Origin of the sequence: Olivibacter jilunii (assembly GCF_900607235.1) — a bacterium.
GTDB lineage: Bacteria > Bacteroidota > Bacteroidia > Sphingobacteriales > Sphingobacteriaceae > Olivibacter > Olivibacter oleidegradans.
Genome location: NZ_LR027851.1, coordinates 452,901 through 468,996, shown reverse-complemented (window position 1 = coordinate 468,996; position 16,096 = coordinate 452,901). Strand labels below are relative to the sequence as shown.

11 protein-coding genes are annotated in these 16,096 nt (G+C 42.4%); 1 reads left to right on the top strand and 10 read right to left on the bottom strand.

The genetic code is table 11. From position 1 onward, the window contains the following. Positions 1–6: 6 nt before the first annotated feature. Together E0E36_RS15910 and E0E36_RS15905 are read right to left on the bottom strand one after the other, a co-directional pair. Positions 7–3,036: a non-ribosomal peptide synthetase family protein gene (locus E0E36_RS15910; protein ID WP_130856774.1), complete on the bottom strand. Its 3,030-nt coding sequence runs from the start codon at positions 3,034–3,036 to the stop codon at positions 7–9. 157 nt (positions 3,037–3,193) lie between these two features. Continuing rightward, positions 3,194–3,919, bottom strand: coding sequence for an MBL fold metallo-hydrolase (locus tag E0E36_RS15905; RefSeq protein ID WP_130856773.1), 726 nt, complete (start codon positions 3,917–3,919; stop codon positions 3,194–3,196). 290 nt (positions 3,920–4,209) lie between these two features. Here E0E36_RS15905 and E0E36_RS15900 point away from each other — a divergent pair, with 290 nt between their 5' ends. Next, complete coding sequence (locus E0E36_RS15900; protein ID WP_013667931.1) at positions 4,210–4,425, top strand: hypothetical protein; 216 nt, start codon at positions 4,210–4,212, stop codon at positions 4,423–4,425. A 26-nt stretch (positions 4,426–4,451) separates the two neighbouring features. Here the strand turns inward: E0E36_RS15900 and E0E36_RS15895 are convergent, their stop codons facing one another. From E0E36_RS15895 to E0E36_RS15860, 8 genes are all read right to left on the bottom strand, one after another. Then, a complete protein-coding gene (locus tag E0E36_RS15895) occupies positions 4,452–4,814 on the bottom strand; it encodes a response regulator (RefSeq protein ID WP_041387745.1) in 363 nt (120 codons plus the stop codon). Positions 4,815–4,886: 72 nt separating this feature from the next. Then, the gene (soxC, locus tag E0E36_RS15890) at positions 4,887–6,149 is read right to left on the bottom strand and encodes a sulfite dehydrogenase (RefSeq protein ID WP_130856772.1); all 1,263 of its coding nucleotides are present in this window, start codon (positions 6,147–6,149) and stop codon (positions 4,887–4,889) included. 2 nt (positions 6,150–6,151) lie between these two features. Further along, positions 6,152–6,724, bottom strand: coding sequence for a c-type cytochrome (locus E0E36_RS15885; RefSeq protein ID WP_130856771.1), 573 nt, complete (start codon positions 6,722–6,724; stop codon positions 6,152–6,154). Continuing rightward, entirely contained in the window at positions 6,708–8,336 is a 1,629-nt protein-coding gene (locus E0E36_RS15880; protein WP_130856770.1) for a hypothetical protein, read from the bottom strand. Before E0E36_RS15880 ends, E0E36_RS15885 begins: the two co-directional genes overlap by 17 nt. 12 nt (positions 8,337–8,348) lie before the next feature. Further along, positions 8,349–9,716, bottom strand: a complete 1,368-nt coding sequence (locus E0E36_RS15875) for a DoxX family protein (protein ID WP_130856769.1) — start codon at positions 9,714–9,716, stop codon at positions 8,349–8,351. Between the two features lie 13 nt (positions 9,717–9,729). Further along, a complete protein-coding gene (locus E0E36_RS15870) occupies positions 9,730–11,064 on the bottom strand; it encodes a RagB/SusD family nutrient uptake outer membrane protein (RefSeq protein ID WP_242627243.1) in 1,335 nt (444 codons plus the stop codon). 11 nt (positions 11,065–11,075) lie between these two features. Next, entirely contained in the window at positions 11,076–14,129 is a 3,054-nt protein-coding gene (locus E0E36_RS15865) for a SusC/RagA family TonB-linked outer membrane protein (protein ID WP_130856767.1), read from the bottom strand. A gap of 266 nt (positions 14,130–14,395) precedes the next feature. Continuing rightward, on the bottom strand, positions 14,396–15,829 hold the full coding sequence (locus tag E0E36_RS15860) for a phytoene desaturase family protein (RefSeq protein WP_130856766.1): 1,434 nt from the start codon (positions 15,827–15,829) through the stop codon (positions 14,396–14,398). Positions 15,830–16,096: the final 267 nt, after the last annotated feature.

Here is a 16,096-nt window from a genome sequence, read left to right as displayed (position 1 = left end):
AAACAATTAGATGACCCCAATAAATTGAAGGTAAGGGCGCATGATTTCTTTTGTAAATGCGGGCGGCTTTAGATCAATTTCATCCAAAAAGCGTTGGGTATTGCTTCGATCATAGTAGTAGGTGTTTTCATAGGCTTCTACCAAACATTTGCCTTCATGTACATCTTCCGTGAACAGGCTTAAAAGTGGGTATATTGGGAGTTCATTATGATAACGCCATTGATTTAGCCATTGTTGATACGCCATTCCTTCTAGTTTCAATCCAAAATATTCATTCATCTTAGCACAGAAATCGGTCAGCGAAACATCATTTTCCGGCAAAGGCGACAAGTGAAAATTTAGACCCACTGCTTCAGGCTTTTTTCCAATATGGGTGATTGCCTTGCACATATAATCCACGGTCGTCAATTCATCTTTCAACCCCATCACCAAAGGGAATGATTGCAATTCTGCACAGCTGCGAATTAAGGCTCCCCACCATTGATTCTTAACGGTAGCACCGGAAGTGCTGTGACAAACTGCAAAGCCTAATCGGAAATTAATGATCGGCACGCCTTTGTATTTGGCCTTTTCTGCGATGCGTTCCATCACCCATTTACTTTGTATGTAACCTAAATCGCGACTTACCGCATCCAGGTTCTGCTCTATTGGATCATCTTCATACATCCAGGTTTTACCTGTAAAAGGCCGCCCCCAACTAAACACGCCCATGGAGGATAGTAATACAAGATATTTGACTTTACGAGTAACCGCTAGGTGTAAAATATGGTGTAAGCCATCTATATTCGGCTTTTTAATGAGTTGATACGGCTGTACGTAACTCACCGAGCTACCAGAGTGGTAGATCACTTCGATGGTGTCCACTAAATAGGCGTAACGTTCATCTTCCAAACCAAAATTCGAAAGCGAAAGATCCCCCACTTCAACCTTCACACGGTGGTCATAATCAGCATGCCATTTAAGTTTAAACTTATCGAACGTATCAGTAAGCCTCTTCTTTGCCATTTTTTCACTTTCAGCTCTTACGAGGCAATAAATCAAAGCCTGTGGGTGCTGATGAAGAAGCTCTTCCAAGAGATGCGAGCCTACAAAGCCGGTACTACCGGTCAGAAAAATATGTTGGGGCCTGGCTAACACATCTGCACTTGGTAGATCGCCTATGGTAAAATCGAAAAGGAGCTCGGCATCATTCAGTAATTCTTTGACAGTCTGCTCCGCTTTTATTTTTTGCGACACCTCTGTTTCATTCAATCTCTTTTCAACTTCTTCTACAAAACCTTTTATGGTTGAGTAAGTATAAAGTTCCGGCAAAGCGATTCGGGCCCGCACCATTTCCGGCAATTGCATATGCAATTGAGCCAGCAATAAAGAGTGTCCGCCCAGGTCAAAAAAGTTCACATCGGTTGAAATTTGCTCCAAACCTAGCAAGTCTTTCCATATCCTTGTAACAAGCTCGGTCAGATTTGTCTCTCTCCGAATAGATATACCTTTTTTATCTTCCTGTGAAGGGATTAGCAATTGCGATTTATCGACTTTTCCCGCATGAGTTAGTGGCAGTTTCTCCATTACAACCACTTTGTCCGGAACCATATATGCAGGCATTAATTGTTGCAACTTGACCCTGACATCGCTGAATGTATGTTCATCAACATTAGCAATAGGCTGGACGAATGCAGTCAATGATGGCAAACCCAGCTCGGGACGATGCACTTTCACCGCAGCCCTTGCCACTTGAGGCAACTTTGCAATATGATGTTCTATCTCAGCCAATTCAATACGGTATCCTCTAATTTTAACTTGTTCATCTTCCCTTCCCACATACTCTAGCATGCCATCTGCACGCTTTATAACCCGGTCGCCCGTACGATAAAGTCTGGGCTCGGCAGCCTGTTCATTCACAAACCACGATGGAGCTTTTATAAAAGCTTTTTCTGTCTCATCAGAACGATTAATATAACCTAAAGCCAATTGCGGACCACTTATGTACAATTCACCGATCCCTCCAACAGGTACCTGTTCCATTTCTGCATCTAAAACCCAAAGACCAATTCCCGGAAGCGCTGAACCGATGATACGAGGGTTAGGATCTTGGTCAAACAGATAGTTGGTTACCGCTACGGTCGTTTCGGTAGGCCCATAACTGTTAATCAGCTTGACTCGCTTATACCATTTACGAACCGTGCTCTCTACACTTGCTTCACCCCCTATGGCAATGGTATGAAGATTACCTATAGGTTTATTGACAGGCAAAGAAGCGAGCACAGCGGGTGGTAATAGAGGCACTATATCAATGTGATTCGCTACTATAAAATCCAACAGAGGTTCCCCCACAATCTTATTTTTCGGGTACAAGACCACCGTAGCGCCCTGTAATAAGGGCACCCAAATATCGATAACTGCCGCATCAAAGCTTGGGGAAGCGAACTGTAAAGTTCTACTGTCTGTGTTAATGTCCAATACCTTAGCTTGTCGACTCACAAAATGATAAAAAGCGCCGTGGCTGATCATTACTCCTTTCGGTTTACCACTACTACCTGATGTATAGATAATATAAGCACAGCTATCTGCTTCTACTATTCGTTCTAAATTATTGTCTGGATATTGAGCTAAATCAATGTGATCCGGCATATCAAGCATCACACTTTTGACCCCCGAATTTCCTGCGGTTAAATCATAACATTGCTCCGTTATAAGTAAGTCGACCCCTGCATCGTCAATCATCGTTTGAATACGGCTTTCCGGGAGCTGACCATCAATGGGCACATAGGCAGCCCCCGCTTTTAACACGGCCAGAAAAGCGATAATCCGCTGCGGTGATTGACGCAGGCAAACCGCCACTTTATATCCATGGGTTATCCCTTTACTTCGTAAATAATGGGCTAGTCGGTTAGCCTCTTCATTTAGAAATTGGTACGTATACTCCGTACCCTCAAACACCAAAGCTACTTTGTGGGAAAGTCGTAAAGCAATGGCCTCCAATCGATCTACTATATGAGTACAGTGATCGTTGTCTAAAATAGGTTCTTGTATTTGCATAGTATCTTTATTTAACAAATACAATTTTGCAATTTATGGTTATACAAGAAAAAATTTTACACATAAAGTACTTTAGCCGAGACTAAACTTACTATTAACCTCTTTTTGTTAATTATAGGTTAAATATATATAAATATGTATAGCCAATTCAATCGCCCTAAAATCTCAATATCGGCAGCTTCATATCATGATATAGAAGTACGGCCCAATGCTCTTTATTGGCCTTCCGTTCCCACTCTTGGCGAAGCATCATTGCCTTTTTACCATCATAATCACTTTTATAGGCAATATGTAACTTTAAATAACCACGTTGCGGTAAATTATCGGCCCCATAGAAGGCTGTTTGTTTCTGTTCTCGTATCCAAAAAACTTGATGAAAAGGAGAATGTCCACCAGTTACCTGATAAGAGATTTCATTACTGATCATCCCCTCATCGTCCTCCATAAAAATCAGGTTTGGTAATTCAGCTAATTTTTCAAGCAGTCGGGGATTGTAAGATGGAACATCCTTCTGTTCCAAGGCAAAAGCCAATTCACGTTTCTGCAAAAAAATCTCCGCTTCGGGAAAATTGGATATTAACTTTCCATTTTTCATTTGACCGAGACCTTCTATGTGGTCTTTGTGCAAATGGGAAAGGAGAATTTTCGTTATGGCTGTTGGTTTTACTCGTTCCTTTTCAAGATTACGATATATGAGCGGCATTCCGTCAGTATCAATCGTCCCCAGACCAGTGTCCAGAAGAATGCGCTCTTCACCTACAATCACCAAAAAAGGATTAATTGCCATTTTAAGATCAGTAGCCGGCAAGAACTCGTTCAATTCAGTGAACTCTTTATTCTTGGTGACACTGTAGTTGCCTTCCTTTAAGGGTATAATTTTCATCGATCTATTTTCGTAAAATTAATGCTTTCGAACCATATTGGCACACCGGATGCTCGCTTTTTTAATGACTTCCTTTTAAGCAGGCACATTGCGCTGCGAAAAGCTTTCGAAAAATAATTTTCCTAAGCGTAACATAGTGATAACATTTTACATGTGTTTTTTGAACAATTTTTCCCTATATTTGACCAAAATTTGGAGTTCAGTCTGAACGTAGTATTTTATTTTAGTCAACCGGATAAGGGTCTGCATTACAAAGGCTATAGCTATAGTCAGGCCCGGATAAGGATTATATGAAAACCTTTACAACACACCTTCAGGCAATTAACCCCGACACACAGGAATTGCAGTTATTTGCAGGGCCAAATATTTTAGCGCGGGATTGGGATGAGGCAGAAGATTACTGTTATAGAAACGGATTAGGTTATCTAGTAGTGGATGGTGAACTTAACGAGGCACTCGGCACAGAAAATGCAACCAAACTAGTTCAACATATAACGTTAAATTAGATTCTAAAAGATGCTGTAAATAACCACTACAAATTCAATTGCTTTAAAATCACTTGTTCCAGTTCAGTTACATCAAACGGTTTCTTTAAGTAAACATCGGCTTGTGAATTTTGTGCTATTTTATCAAAATCGTTATTAGCTGAAAAGAAAATGATTGGAATATGCTTAAACCGGACGTCCCCCTTTAATAAGGCAATGGACTTTAATCCACCCGGCCCAGGCATCCAATTGTCCAAAAGAATGATATCCGGCGATTTCGCTTGCACTTGCGAAACAATATCCTCCGTTGTATTGCTTGTTTCTACTTCAAGCCCTAATTCCTCACTAATGATGGAACAAAAATATAAAATGTCTTTATCGTCGTCTAGGATAAGGATGCGTTTCGCCATAGTCCACAAAAATAGCACTTGAGAAGCAATTCGCAAATTAACTACTAATTAAATTCATTCTTTTTTCAATTATTAGCGATCATTAACAAGAAACACTTCTCCGTTTCCGTTGATTTCCCAAACGGTGATCGGATTGAAATGATATCCGCCCTTGCTTTCCCTTGCTTTAACTAACTCACGATAACTCGGCTGCCGGTATCCTGTTTCATCTATGGCTCTGCTCATGATCAATGTTGCTCTTCCATTCCAATGCCACAAATATCGAAATGCAGTATGGGCCTTACGTAAAATCGGTTCCTGTAGTGAAGCTTCCTGCCAAGACCTTCCCGCATCCACACTTACCTCTACCCGCCGGATCCTGCCTCTCCCGCTCCAAGCAATTCCTCTAATTTCAACCCATCCCCTCGAGATTTGCAACGGATAAGATGGAAATGTAATGATAGAGCGTGCATCCATGACGAAACTAAACTGCCTGATTTTCCCACCGGCTATAGGTTCTGTATACTTCGATGTCTCTTCGCGTGTCATATAAGGCTGATCGGTCAATTCAATTCGTTTTAACCACTTAATTTGCGTATTACCTTCCCATCCGGGCAATAACAGTCGCAGGGGATAACCTTGCTCAGGCCGTATAGCCTCTCCATTCTGTGCATACACAATCATGGCATCATCAAATGCCTTGTTTAAAGGAATACTTCGTGTCATCAAAGCCGCATCCCCTCCTTCTGCAATAAACCAACTAGCTTTACTCTTGATGCCAACCTCTCGAAAAAGTGTCGACAGCATAACGCCGGTCCACTCACTTTGACTGGTCAATCCGCAAATTTCCTGTGGTGTCAACGTCGTCTTTCCGGTCCGAAAATTTCCTGAACATTCAATAAAGCAGATGCGCGTAAATACAGGAAAACGCTTGATATCCTCTAGGGTAAACGACATTGGTTTTTCAACCATCCCATGAATAAGCAGGTCATGCTTGGAGGGCTCAATAAACGGCACACCTGCGTGATCTCGCTCAAAGTGCAAGTCGGCAGGTGTAATTGTTCCATACAGGTCTTGCAAAGGGGTTCTCGCCGAAGTAAAAGATGGCAATTTAACCGGTTTCTCAAAAACTGAACGTGTGCCTAAAATACCGGGAGGCGCTCCTTGAATTTTAGTTGGGTTGGTTATCGGTGTCGGGAGTGTTTGCCTTGCCACTTGCGTAACCCGGCCCAAAGAGTCTTCAACCAATACCAAACCAAGCGCTGCGGTACCCTTTAACATACTTCGCCGATCCATTTTTAAGTTGGATAAGTTATCAGCTGCCCGCGTATTTATTATTTTGTTATCCTCTTTCATATTCACTTAATCATTGGCCCATCACGCCTATCATCCGAAATAAATTTGTATCTATTAGGCATTTTTACTTTAGGCAAAGTAATCGAGTTAATGTGCAGTGTATCCGCAATTAATGAATTGGCCGACAATAAATAAGCCGTCAAATGATAAACTTCATCATTAGCAAGCGAGCCCGGTGCATTATAAGGCATTGCTCTCCTTATATAGTCAAACAAGGTGGTCGCATACGGCCAGTAATTTCCGATGGTTTTTTCTTTTACCCCATGGTCTCCTACTAATCGATCATAAACCCCTCCCTCGCCTGTCTTTCCATGACAGGAAGCACATTTTTGTTGATAAATTAGCGCTCCTTCTTTTGCATTTCCGTTGCCTGCAGGTAATCCCTTACCATTCGGAGCAACCGAAATTGCGAATTGGGTAATTTCATTTTCTTTTACTATCCTTCCAAAACCAAAACTTTCCGGGTAGTTTTCCTCTCGTGGACGAATAAGTACATCTTTAGGTGACGGTTGGCAGCTCCAAAAAGTACCTATGAAAAATAGAATGGCTGTATACAATTTATTCTTTACGATCATAGGATCCTGCGTCCAAGGTGCTTTTGGTTAAAGTATAATTCCGATGCTGACGCTTTAATACCACTTTAATGGAATCTCGCGACTCATTTAATCCCTCTAGAACCACCGTCGAGCCATTATCACTCGTCCTATATTGCAAGACCATTTTATTTCGAATAAGGGGGAGCGGTGCTTTGACGAAGTCTCTGGATCTTCTAGCCGTTGCCCCTCGTGGGTCGATCATTTGATCTTCCTTTCCAATATGCTGCCAAGCCGTAGAACTTATCCAATCCGCTGGATAAATATCATCAATCGCAGTTTGCCCGGCTCCTTGCCTATTTGGATAGTCAACATTTCGTCTTTTAACGCTTGCAGGGAAGCGTGCCGCAGCAATATTCTTATCTTCCAGATAAAGTGTTTGCGTAATCGTATCTGCATAATAGTGATAAACCCGGCGCCCACCAGCAACACCGGCAATCTCGAAGGTACGATCCACATCGCGGATCGGGCTACCACCCCCATTGGATAAATCCAATGGTTGCGCCCTATTAACTTTAAAGGTTAAGCTACTCCACTTTTCGAAGGTTAAATCCTGCCACCGTAATGAGTCATTTGGATTAAAAGGAATTAACTTGCCATTTAGATAAAATTCATCAACCTGATAATAGCCTCGGAGTTTTGCAACGCCCGGAGATGACGGTTGCTTATAAGGATCATACCAAAAATTGAGCAGTTGCACATAAAACAGTACGCCTAAGAACAAAACGAGGACCACTGTCTTTAAACCGAAACGGACAATATGCTGCCAATTTCTTCGAAATTTAGGGTAGTAATGTCTTGGCACGGTTACTTGTTCCAAAATCATTAAGCGATAGATATCAGACACATAATAGCTCAGAATAAATGAGCCAAAGAGCACGAAATAAGAAGCATAAATATGCACACCTCCGTCATAAGCAAAATTTACAAAAGTAATGCTACCTAGTGCACCGACCAGCAGGGCTGCTCCGTAAAAAGTTGTTTTTCTAAAAAACAACAAACTACCGGCCAACAATTCTACAATACCTGCAAACACCTGATACCAGGGTACAATACCGATAGATAACCAGTAGATTTTTTGTGGCGTCAAATCACCAAAATTTGTATTCAACAAGCCTTCTGACGGATAAGGCATTTGAACCGGGAGCACTTTTGTGAAGGCAAAACCGATGATACCGATTCCGGCGCGATAACGAGCAACGACCATTAACCAGTAATACAATTTACGATAATCCCTTGCCTTTTTGTCAACTGCGCTCCATAATAGCGCACCAATTAAGGAAAACAACAATACGATAATCCAGTCATTATAGCCATACCACTCGGGAAGCCACTTAGTTAACATAGGGAAAGAAGGTTGAAACCGCGCAATGTCATATAAATCACGATAGTGGAGACTCGTCCAATCAATTGCAAATAGATCTGTATACCAACGGATATTCCAAGGAATAGACATGAGAACAAAAAACAAAAACAGCAATCGGAAACCGAACTTCTGCCCCTTGTTCCAAACATGGCCACTAGGGCTCACTGCATTTTGGACAGCTTCTTCTGAAATCGAAGAATGAATAGGTGAAACAATTGATGAATCCATGGCTTATAAAATTTATAATATGAGTTGGCTGCGTCTGCCCACTTTCTTCGCTTCCTTTAATAGGTATTTCTTATCTATTTTGCGCAAGTGTATATCGATCACTTTTTGAGCAGCATCCTTTCCAATCAACCGGATGGTGCTATCCGAAAGGAAGATCGTTGAAAAAGAAAATTTCGTCAATTCGTTATGGTTTTGTAGGGCATTCAGGGTAAGTCCTCCTCCATCGTTTTTTTCACAACGATAGTAGCGCCTAGCACCATTACCGGCAAATTCATAGGCCTTAGCTTCGTCATTGCGATGTATTACTTCGACGTTATGTGTATCGGGTTTCAGTCCAACTGCCGTTTGTATACTAAGGGTTGGCCATTTTTCCACAACCACATTTCGCCAACGTAAACTGCTTTTGCTGACATACGGAAGTTCCTTTCCATCGTATACAAAAGAACTTACATCATAAAAGCCTTCCCTTAATAAACCGGAACGGGAAGAAAATTGATAGCCCCCCATTCGATATTGCGTATAAGCTCGTTGCCCATAGAGTACGACAAAAAACAATAAAAAGCCGAGTTTTAACACCATTCTTCCAATAGAACCGTAATTTGTTACATATTCGGGTTTGAATCGGGCGGGTACTGCAGCGCGTTCAAGCGTGAGTAACGTATACAGACGAGGCGCATCATAAGCCAGCAAAACAAGGGCAAATTGAATGAGGTATAAGCTATATGTTGCCTCTCCCCCTTCATAAGCCAAATTGGAAAGAAACACATTTCCTGTAAAGCTAAGGATAATGAAAGTTGCGATGAATACAGTTTTTCGATATAATAAGAGCAGTCCGGCTAGGATTTCCACAAAGCCCAAAAAACTTTCAAAAGAGGGGGCTACACCCAAACTAAGCGAAAAAATTTTCCAGGCTGACAGATCACCATAAGGGGTATTCAAATCACTCAGTGTTGGTGGAGGAGATTGCAAAGGAAATAGTTTTAAATAGCCGTAAGCAATGACACCCAAAGCCAGGCGATAACGTAAAATTACGCGAAGAAAATAGTACCAGCGATCATACGCGCGTGGCGTACCACGATCAAAACCACTCCACGCTAGCGTACCAATAAGCGCAATCAATGCTAAAATTGACCAATCAGCAAAGGTATTCAAACCCCAATAATCGCCTGCCATATAAGAAGATAACAGTTGGGGCGTATACCGACTTATATTGAACAGATCGGTTAAAGTTGGGTGAAACCAATCGATTTTGAAAATATTTGCCCAATACTTCCAATCTAACGGTAAAGCTTGAAGTAGTAAATAGATCAAAAAGAAACGAAAAATAATCTTTTCAAAGCTACTCCAGTACGATGGTTTCTCAGTAGTTGAATTTGCCATACTATATCTTATTTTAATATCCCGGATTTTGTTCTAGCGCGCTGTCTACTAAAATCTGTTCGGCTGGCAAGGGCATCAATAAACGATTAGTATCACTGATATTAAGCACGGTCTGTGCCCTACCTGTTCGTACCAAATCAAACCATCTATGGGCTTCCAAACCAAACTCTAACCGTCGCTCATTTTCAATAGCCAGTAAAAGCTCATTTTGCGTACCCACAGCCGTTTGCGGTACACCGGCACGGTTCCGTATTGCATTTAAATCACGAACTGCTTCTTCCAGTTTTCCGAGCTGTGCATTAGCTTCCGCGCGGATTAAGTACAATTCAGCTATCCTAATGACATAGGTGGGATCGGTGGCAGGGCTACGGTAATAAAGATTACCATACCATCTGTTCTGATTGTCTTTCGCCACAAGCGCACTGCGCGAACCACCTATTGTTGGATCGTTCACTAAATTCACGAACGTGTTATTCGGCGCCCATTGACGTGTCCCTCCATTTTGTTGTGGCTGCCATTGCCCACGATGGGGATTCACCTCATTGGCATTGTAAAAAATTTCAAAGACCGACTCACGGGTTCCAGTCACTCCGTCCGCAAAAAAGGAATAATAGGGATTTAATAAGCTATAATTAGCTTGATCGTCGATTAAGAGGCTAGCATAGTCTGCTGCCTGTTGCCAATTTTCCCGATAAAGAAAATAACGAGCTTTCAAGGCCCGTACCGTTTTCTTTGTAGCCTGGAATCGGTTGGTAGTCTCCTGCAGTAATTCCTCTGCTCGATTCAGATCAGCCAGAACCAGATTATAAGTCTCCTCTATTGAACTACGTGCAATACCCACGTTGTCGGTAGGACCGGCCGTAGGTTCAGTAATCAATGGAACACCACCCCAAGTACGAGCCAAGTCGAAATAGGCAAGCGCCCGAATAAAGTAAGCTTCGCCGGCAATTCGCTTTCGTACATCTTCACTGATAACGTTGGCTGCCAACTCATTTACGTTTTTAATTACTTGATTTGCTCTGTTGACGGCTACATAAATTTCCTTCCAGGTATTCGTGATTGTTGCGTTCTCTGCATTCACTTGATGGTTTATAAATTCCTGCACCTGCGATTGCGAACCTGTCCACTGAATATTATCTCCGGATAGATAAGCAATTGACTGGAAGTCGACACTGTAATAAGTTCGCAATGCACTATACACACCATTCAAAGCGGCATTTGCAGAAGTTTCGTCTACAATAATATTTTCGCCTGAAATAGAAGCCTTTGGTTCAACATCTAAAAATTTACTGCAGGAAACCATAGCCATGATAAAGGCAACAAAAGTTGTATTTTTTAATGTCGTCATGAAAAAATCCATTAAAGCGCTAAATTAATCCCCAGTTGAAAGCTCCTTGGTTGCGGAGGTGTTCCCAAGTCAATACCCTGCTCATTTGGATCGCTGCTAGCAGCAGCTTCCGGATCCAAACCGCTGTACTTAGTCCAGGTAAACAAATTATTCCCTTGCAAATAGAAGCGTAAACGATCCAAATGCCAGCGATCTGTTACATGCTTCGGCAAGGTATAACCGATAGTAAGCGACCGCAAACGTAGGTATGAACCATCTTCCAACCACCTGCTGCCACCATCTTTGTAGTTATTCACATTTACACCATCCGATCGGGGCACATCCGTTATATCACCGGGCTGCTGCCATCTGTCTAAGTTGGAGGCAAAGATGACCCGAGCTGCGTCACGCGCGCCCCCCGCTTCCCCGAAAAATCGATTATGGTTATAGATCTCATTGCCGTAAGAGAATACGAAGAAGATATTTGCGTCGAAACCTTTAAAGGTGAAATTGTTGGTTAGGCCGCCATAAAAATCCGGCCAAATACTGCCCATAATTTTCCGATCAGCTACTGTAATCCTACCATCTTCATTTACGTCCTCATAAACCACATCCCCTGTTTGCGGATCTACATATAATTGATTATAAACCCAAAAGGAATATAGTGGGTGCCCTTCTTGAAAAAGGATGAGATCACGGCTACCGTAGTTTAAGGGATTCTCCAGCTTTTCTATTTTATTTACGTTTCGCGCAATATTAAAGGAACTTTGCCAGGAGAAATCCGTTTTTCGGATATTCCGACTGACCAATGCCAGCTCCAGTCCCTTGTTACTGATTTCCGCAGCGTTACTCGTATAACTGTCATAACCGGTTGTGGCTGCTAGCGTAACCGGAAGTAAACCATCTTTCGTATATTTACGATACCAATTGAACGAGATGTCCAGTGCCTGTTTGAACAAGGTTGCATCCAGTCCAATATTCAATTGGTCGGTCCGTTCCCAGCGGAGCTCGCTGTTTGCTAATTGCTCAGGTGCGATCCCTGGAATCCCTTGATAAGAAGAGCCGATGCCCGACCAAAGTCTGCGCGCTGCAAAAGCACCGATACCGTTCTGATTTCCGGTGCTACCATAACTTGCACGAATTTTGAGGTCATCTAAATAAGCGAGGTTCTTTAAGAAATTCTCACGTTTGATACGCCAGGCTGCACCTACCGCAGGAAAATAGCCCCACAGGTCAGCAGACCCGAAACGCGAAGAGCCGTCGGCACGCAGAGAAAAATCGATCAAATATTTATCGTCAAAAGCATAATCGATTCGACCAAAAAAAGAAGCCAGGTTGTATTTCTCCCAATCTTGACTGCTTGTAGTGGTTGCAGCTGAAGAGATCAATTTAAAGTCGTTACTGGCAAACCCCCTGCCTGTTGCCGATGTGCGCTTAAGGGTTGAACCTTGTAAAGTATTACCTACCAATATACCGAAATCATGCCTTTGATTGACTTTTTTTCGATAGGTTATGGTTTGTTCATTGATCCACGTGGTAGACTGTCCGATAGCCGAGGTGGCTAAACCGTTCGGACTACCTGCAATAAGTAAGTTGTTCCAATATTCGCTTTCATCGTAATTGTTATAATCCAAGCTGAAAGTTGAACGGAATTTTAAGTCGGACGACAGCTGAATATCTGCATACAAATTTCCGATATAACGCAAACTGGTGCTGTGTACATCATAATTTTCCAATAATAGCGTCAGGTTGTCAAATCCAGCTCTGCCAACCAGCACCCCCTGATCATTATAAGGGGAAAGGTAAGTAGGAGTATGTAAGGCTGCCTGTAATAAACCGCCCTGAGGGCCATCACCTGCACGAGCTTGATTTCTTCCGGTTCGGCCGATGGTATTACTGGTTCCTATCTGGACACGATCACTGATTTTTTGATCGAGGTTCACCTTAAAGCTAAGCCGGTCAAAACTGATGGGTTTGAGAGTGGATTCCTGTCGATTGTATCCCCCACCAATATAATAACGGGTCCCGATAGCGCCCCCACTGATTGACAGATCGACATTGGTTAATGCTGCCGTACGAAATGCCTCACCAAGGCGATCATAGGTTTGCTGCTCTTCCGGCAAACCTATGCCTGCAATACCATTTATCACTTCCGTTACCGGACGAAAGGGCTCCGGTTGACCAATATTTCGATAGTATTCATTTACCAGCGTAGCATGCTCAGGCCCGGTTGTTAGCTCCCAAAGTTTCGCTGCCTTTGCTATTCCCTGTGAAAGATTGAGTGCCACCTTTGGCTTCTGATTAAAATTACCTCGTTTGGTTGTAATAATAATAACGCCATTTGCACCACGGGAACCATAGAGCGCCGTTGCTTCTGCATCTTTTAAAACCTCAATACTTTCTATATCTGCCGGATTGATATCGGCTATAGGAGATGTTGCCTTACCTCCTGTATTAACAGTTTGTAAACTGTTGGTATTTAAAAATACCCCGTCGATAACATATAAGGGATCATTGCTGGCATTGATGGAGGTTGCCCCCCGTAAACGTATATTTACAGCTTCCCCAGGTACACCTGTGTTGCTAGAAATTTGAACACCCGATACTTTACCCTGCAATTGCGCATCAAAACCACCTGCCGGAATATCCTTACTCTCAGCAGGATTCACTTTCGTAACCGAACCGATTAAGTTTTTCCGCTGTTGTGTAGTATAACCTACTACCACTACATCGTTTAACTGATTGAACCCTGGCTTGAGCAAAATTTCAATCTTCGCTTCTGATGCGATTATTTTTTTCTTTTCATAACCGATATAAGAGATTTCAAGTGTATAAGGAAATATTTGTCCCGTAACAAAGCCAAATTTTCCTTCCTCGTCCGTGGATACACTATGCGTAGTGCCTTCTATGTGTACCAAAGCACCCGGTAATGGTTCTTTTGTTATTGAATCGAGCACTTGCCCCTGAAGTGTAGAATTGACAAGCGGTTTAGTTTGCTGGGCAACTAACTGTTCCGTAAAAAAGATGATAAAAAGTAATGAAAGGAGAGATGGCACGGATTGTGCCCTCCTCTTTTGAGTTTGCATAAAAAATGGGTTAAGTTACAAAGCTTGATCACGCAACGCCAATTGATCATGATCAATGATTAAAATCCTATAGTTTATTTATATTTTGGTCTCCAAATCAACATCGAAAAACGAAAGCATGTAAATTCTTTATCTTCATAATCGTTCTAATTTAAAATCAAGATGCGCATCTTCGAGCCAAAGTTACAAAAAAATTGAAAAGAATATAATATCTACCTTTTTTATATACTTTTTTTACAAAAACAGTTCTATCTTTCACTTGTGGACTAAATCGTTATGTTGAAAATATCCTTCAGTGCTTGTTTAGCCGCATGGAAACCGCCCATTCCATGCACTCCTCCTCCAGGCGGTGTTGAAGCAGAACAGATATAAAGTCCTTTGGCAGAAGTACGATAAGGTGAAAAACGGAGTGCAGGGCGTGTAAAAAGTTGCCTCAAATCCAACGCACCACCATTTACATCTCCACCTATATAGTTTGGATTATAATTTTCAAGGTCTTCCGTATTGGTAATATGACGGGCCAAGATAAGGTCACGAAATCCAGGAGCGTACCGTTCTACCTGATTTTCTATCTGCTCCGTCATATCTTTTGTCGAACCATTAGGCACATGACAATACCCCCACCCTACCTGCTTTCCCTTTGGCGCACGTGAAGCGTCGAACAAGCTCTGCTGTGCAAACAGCACAAAAGGTTTTTCGGGATGTCTACCTTGAGCCACCAGTTTCTCTGAAAATGCAATTTCTTCAAAAGTGTTACCGATATGTATAGTTCCTGCCTGCCTACACGATTCCGCGATAAACGGAACAGGTTCACTCAAGGCCCAATCGATCTTGAAGAGACCTGCACCATAACGGTAACGACTTAGTTGCTTGCGATACAAAGAGGTAAAACGGTGCCCTGCAATAGCTAGTAGCTGTTTGGGCGATATATCAAAAAAAACAGCACGTGCTTTGGGTAATTGTGCAAGCGACCGAATCCAAATACCTGTTTCAATCTTACCGCCCAATGCGCAAAAATAAGCTGCCATGCTTTGCGCCAACTGCTGGCTTCCTCCCTCTACAATTGGCCAACCGCTGCGATGGCCTGCCATTGTAAGTACCAAGGCAATTGCAGACGTAGTGAGTTGGTCAAGATTTAAGAGGCTGTGCGCAGCCATACCTGCAAATAAAGCTTTTAACTCTTTCCCTTTAAAGCGTTTTGAAAACAAGGTAGCTGGAAGTCCCGCCTTTAAACCAAACCCTAAGTATTTCCATGGGTGTTTAGGAAAACCGAACGGCCCTAATAAATCATTTACAATATCCGGCCACGAAGTTACCAGCGGTTCAATCAAGTCCGAATAATATGCTCGGTCTATACCTAAAGTCTCCGCAGTTTGTCCAATATCCTTGTATAAGGCCGCAGCCGTTCCCCCGTCAAGTGGATGGGCCGCTAATACCTTGGGATCTATATAACGCAAACCATAATCCGCCAAAGGCAAGCTACCAAGAAATGGAGAGGCCGCTGCCATGGGATGCACTGCCGAACAAATGTCATGTATGAAACCGGGCAATGTTGATTCTGCACTACGCATACCACCTCCGATAACGTCCTTGCCTTCAATAATCAACACATTTAAGCCTTGTTGTTGCAATAAAATAGCGGCGGCTAAACCGTTAGGGCCTGAGCCAACTACTACTGCATCATAATCAGTATTAGGCATTCATCGCTCCTTTCTTCAGTGGACGTCTTTGCATATCATTTTATCGGCTTTTTACATCACTAAACCTCAGGACCCTACGAACCTTTTTGCTAAACTAATAAAAATCCACCAAATAGATATGTTTTTTTTCAGGCGGACAACCTAGTCGCACTATATAGTAAAGCCTTTAACTGTGCCTCCCATGGGCAACCCGTTATCCATAGGACGCCGTAATTTTGGCAGCTGAACCTCCGTACACAGGAAATCTTATAAACAAATTATAAGTTG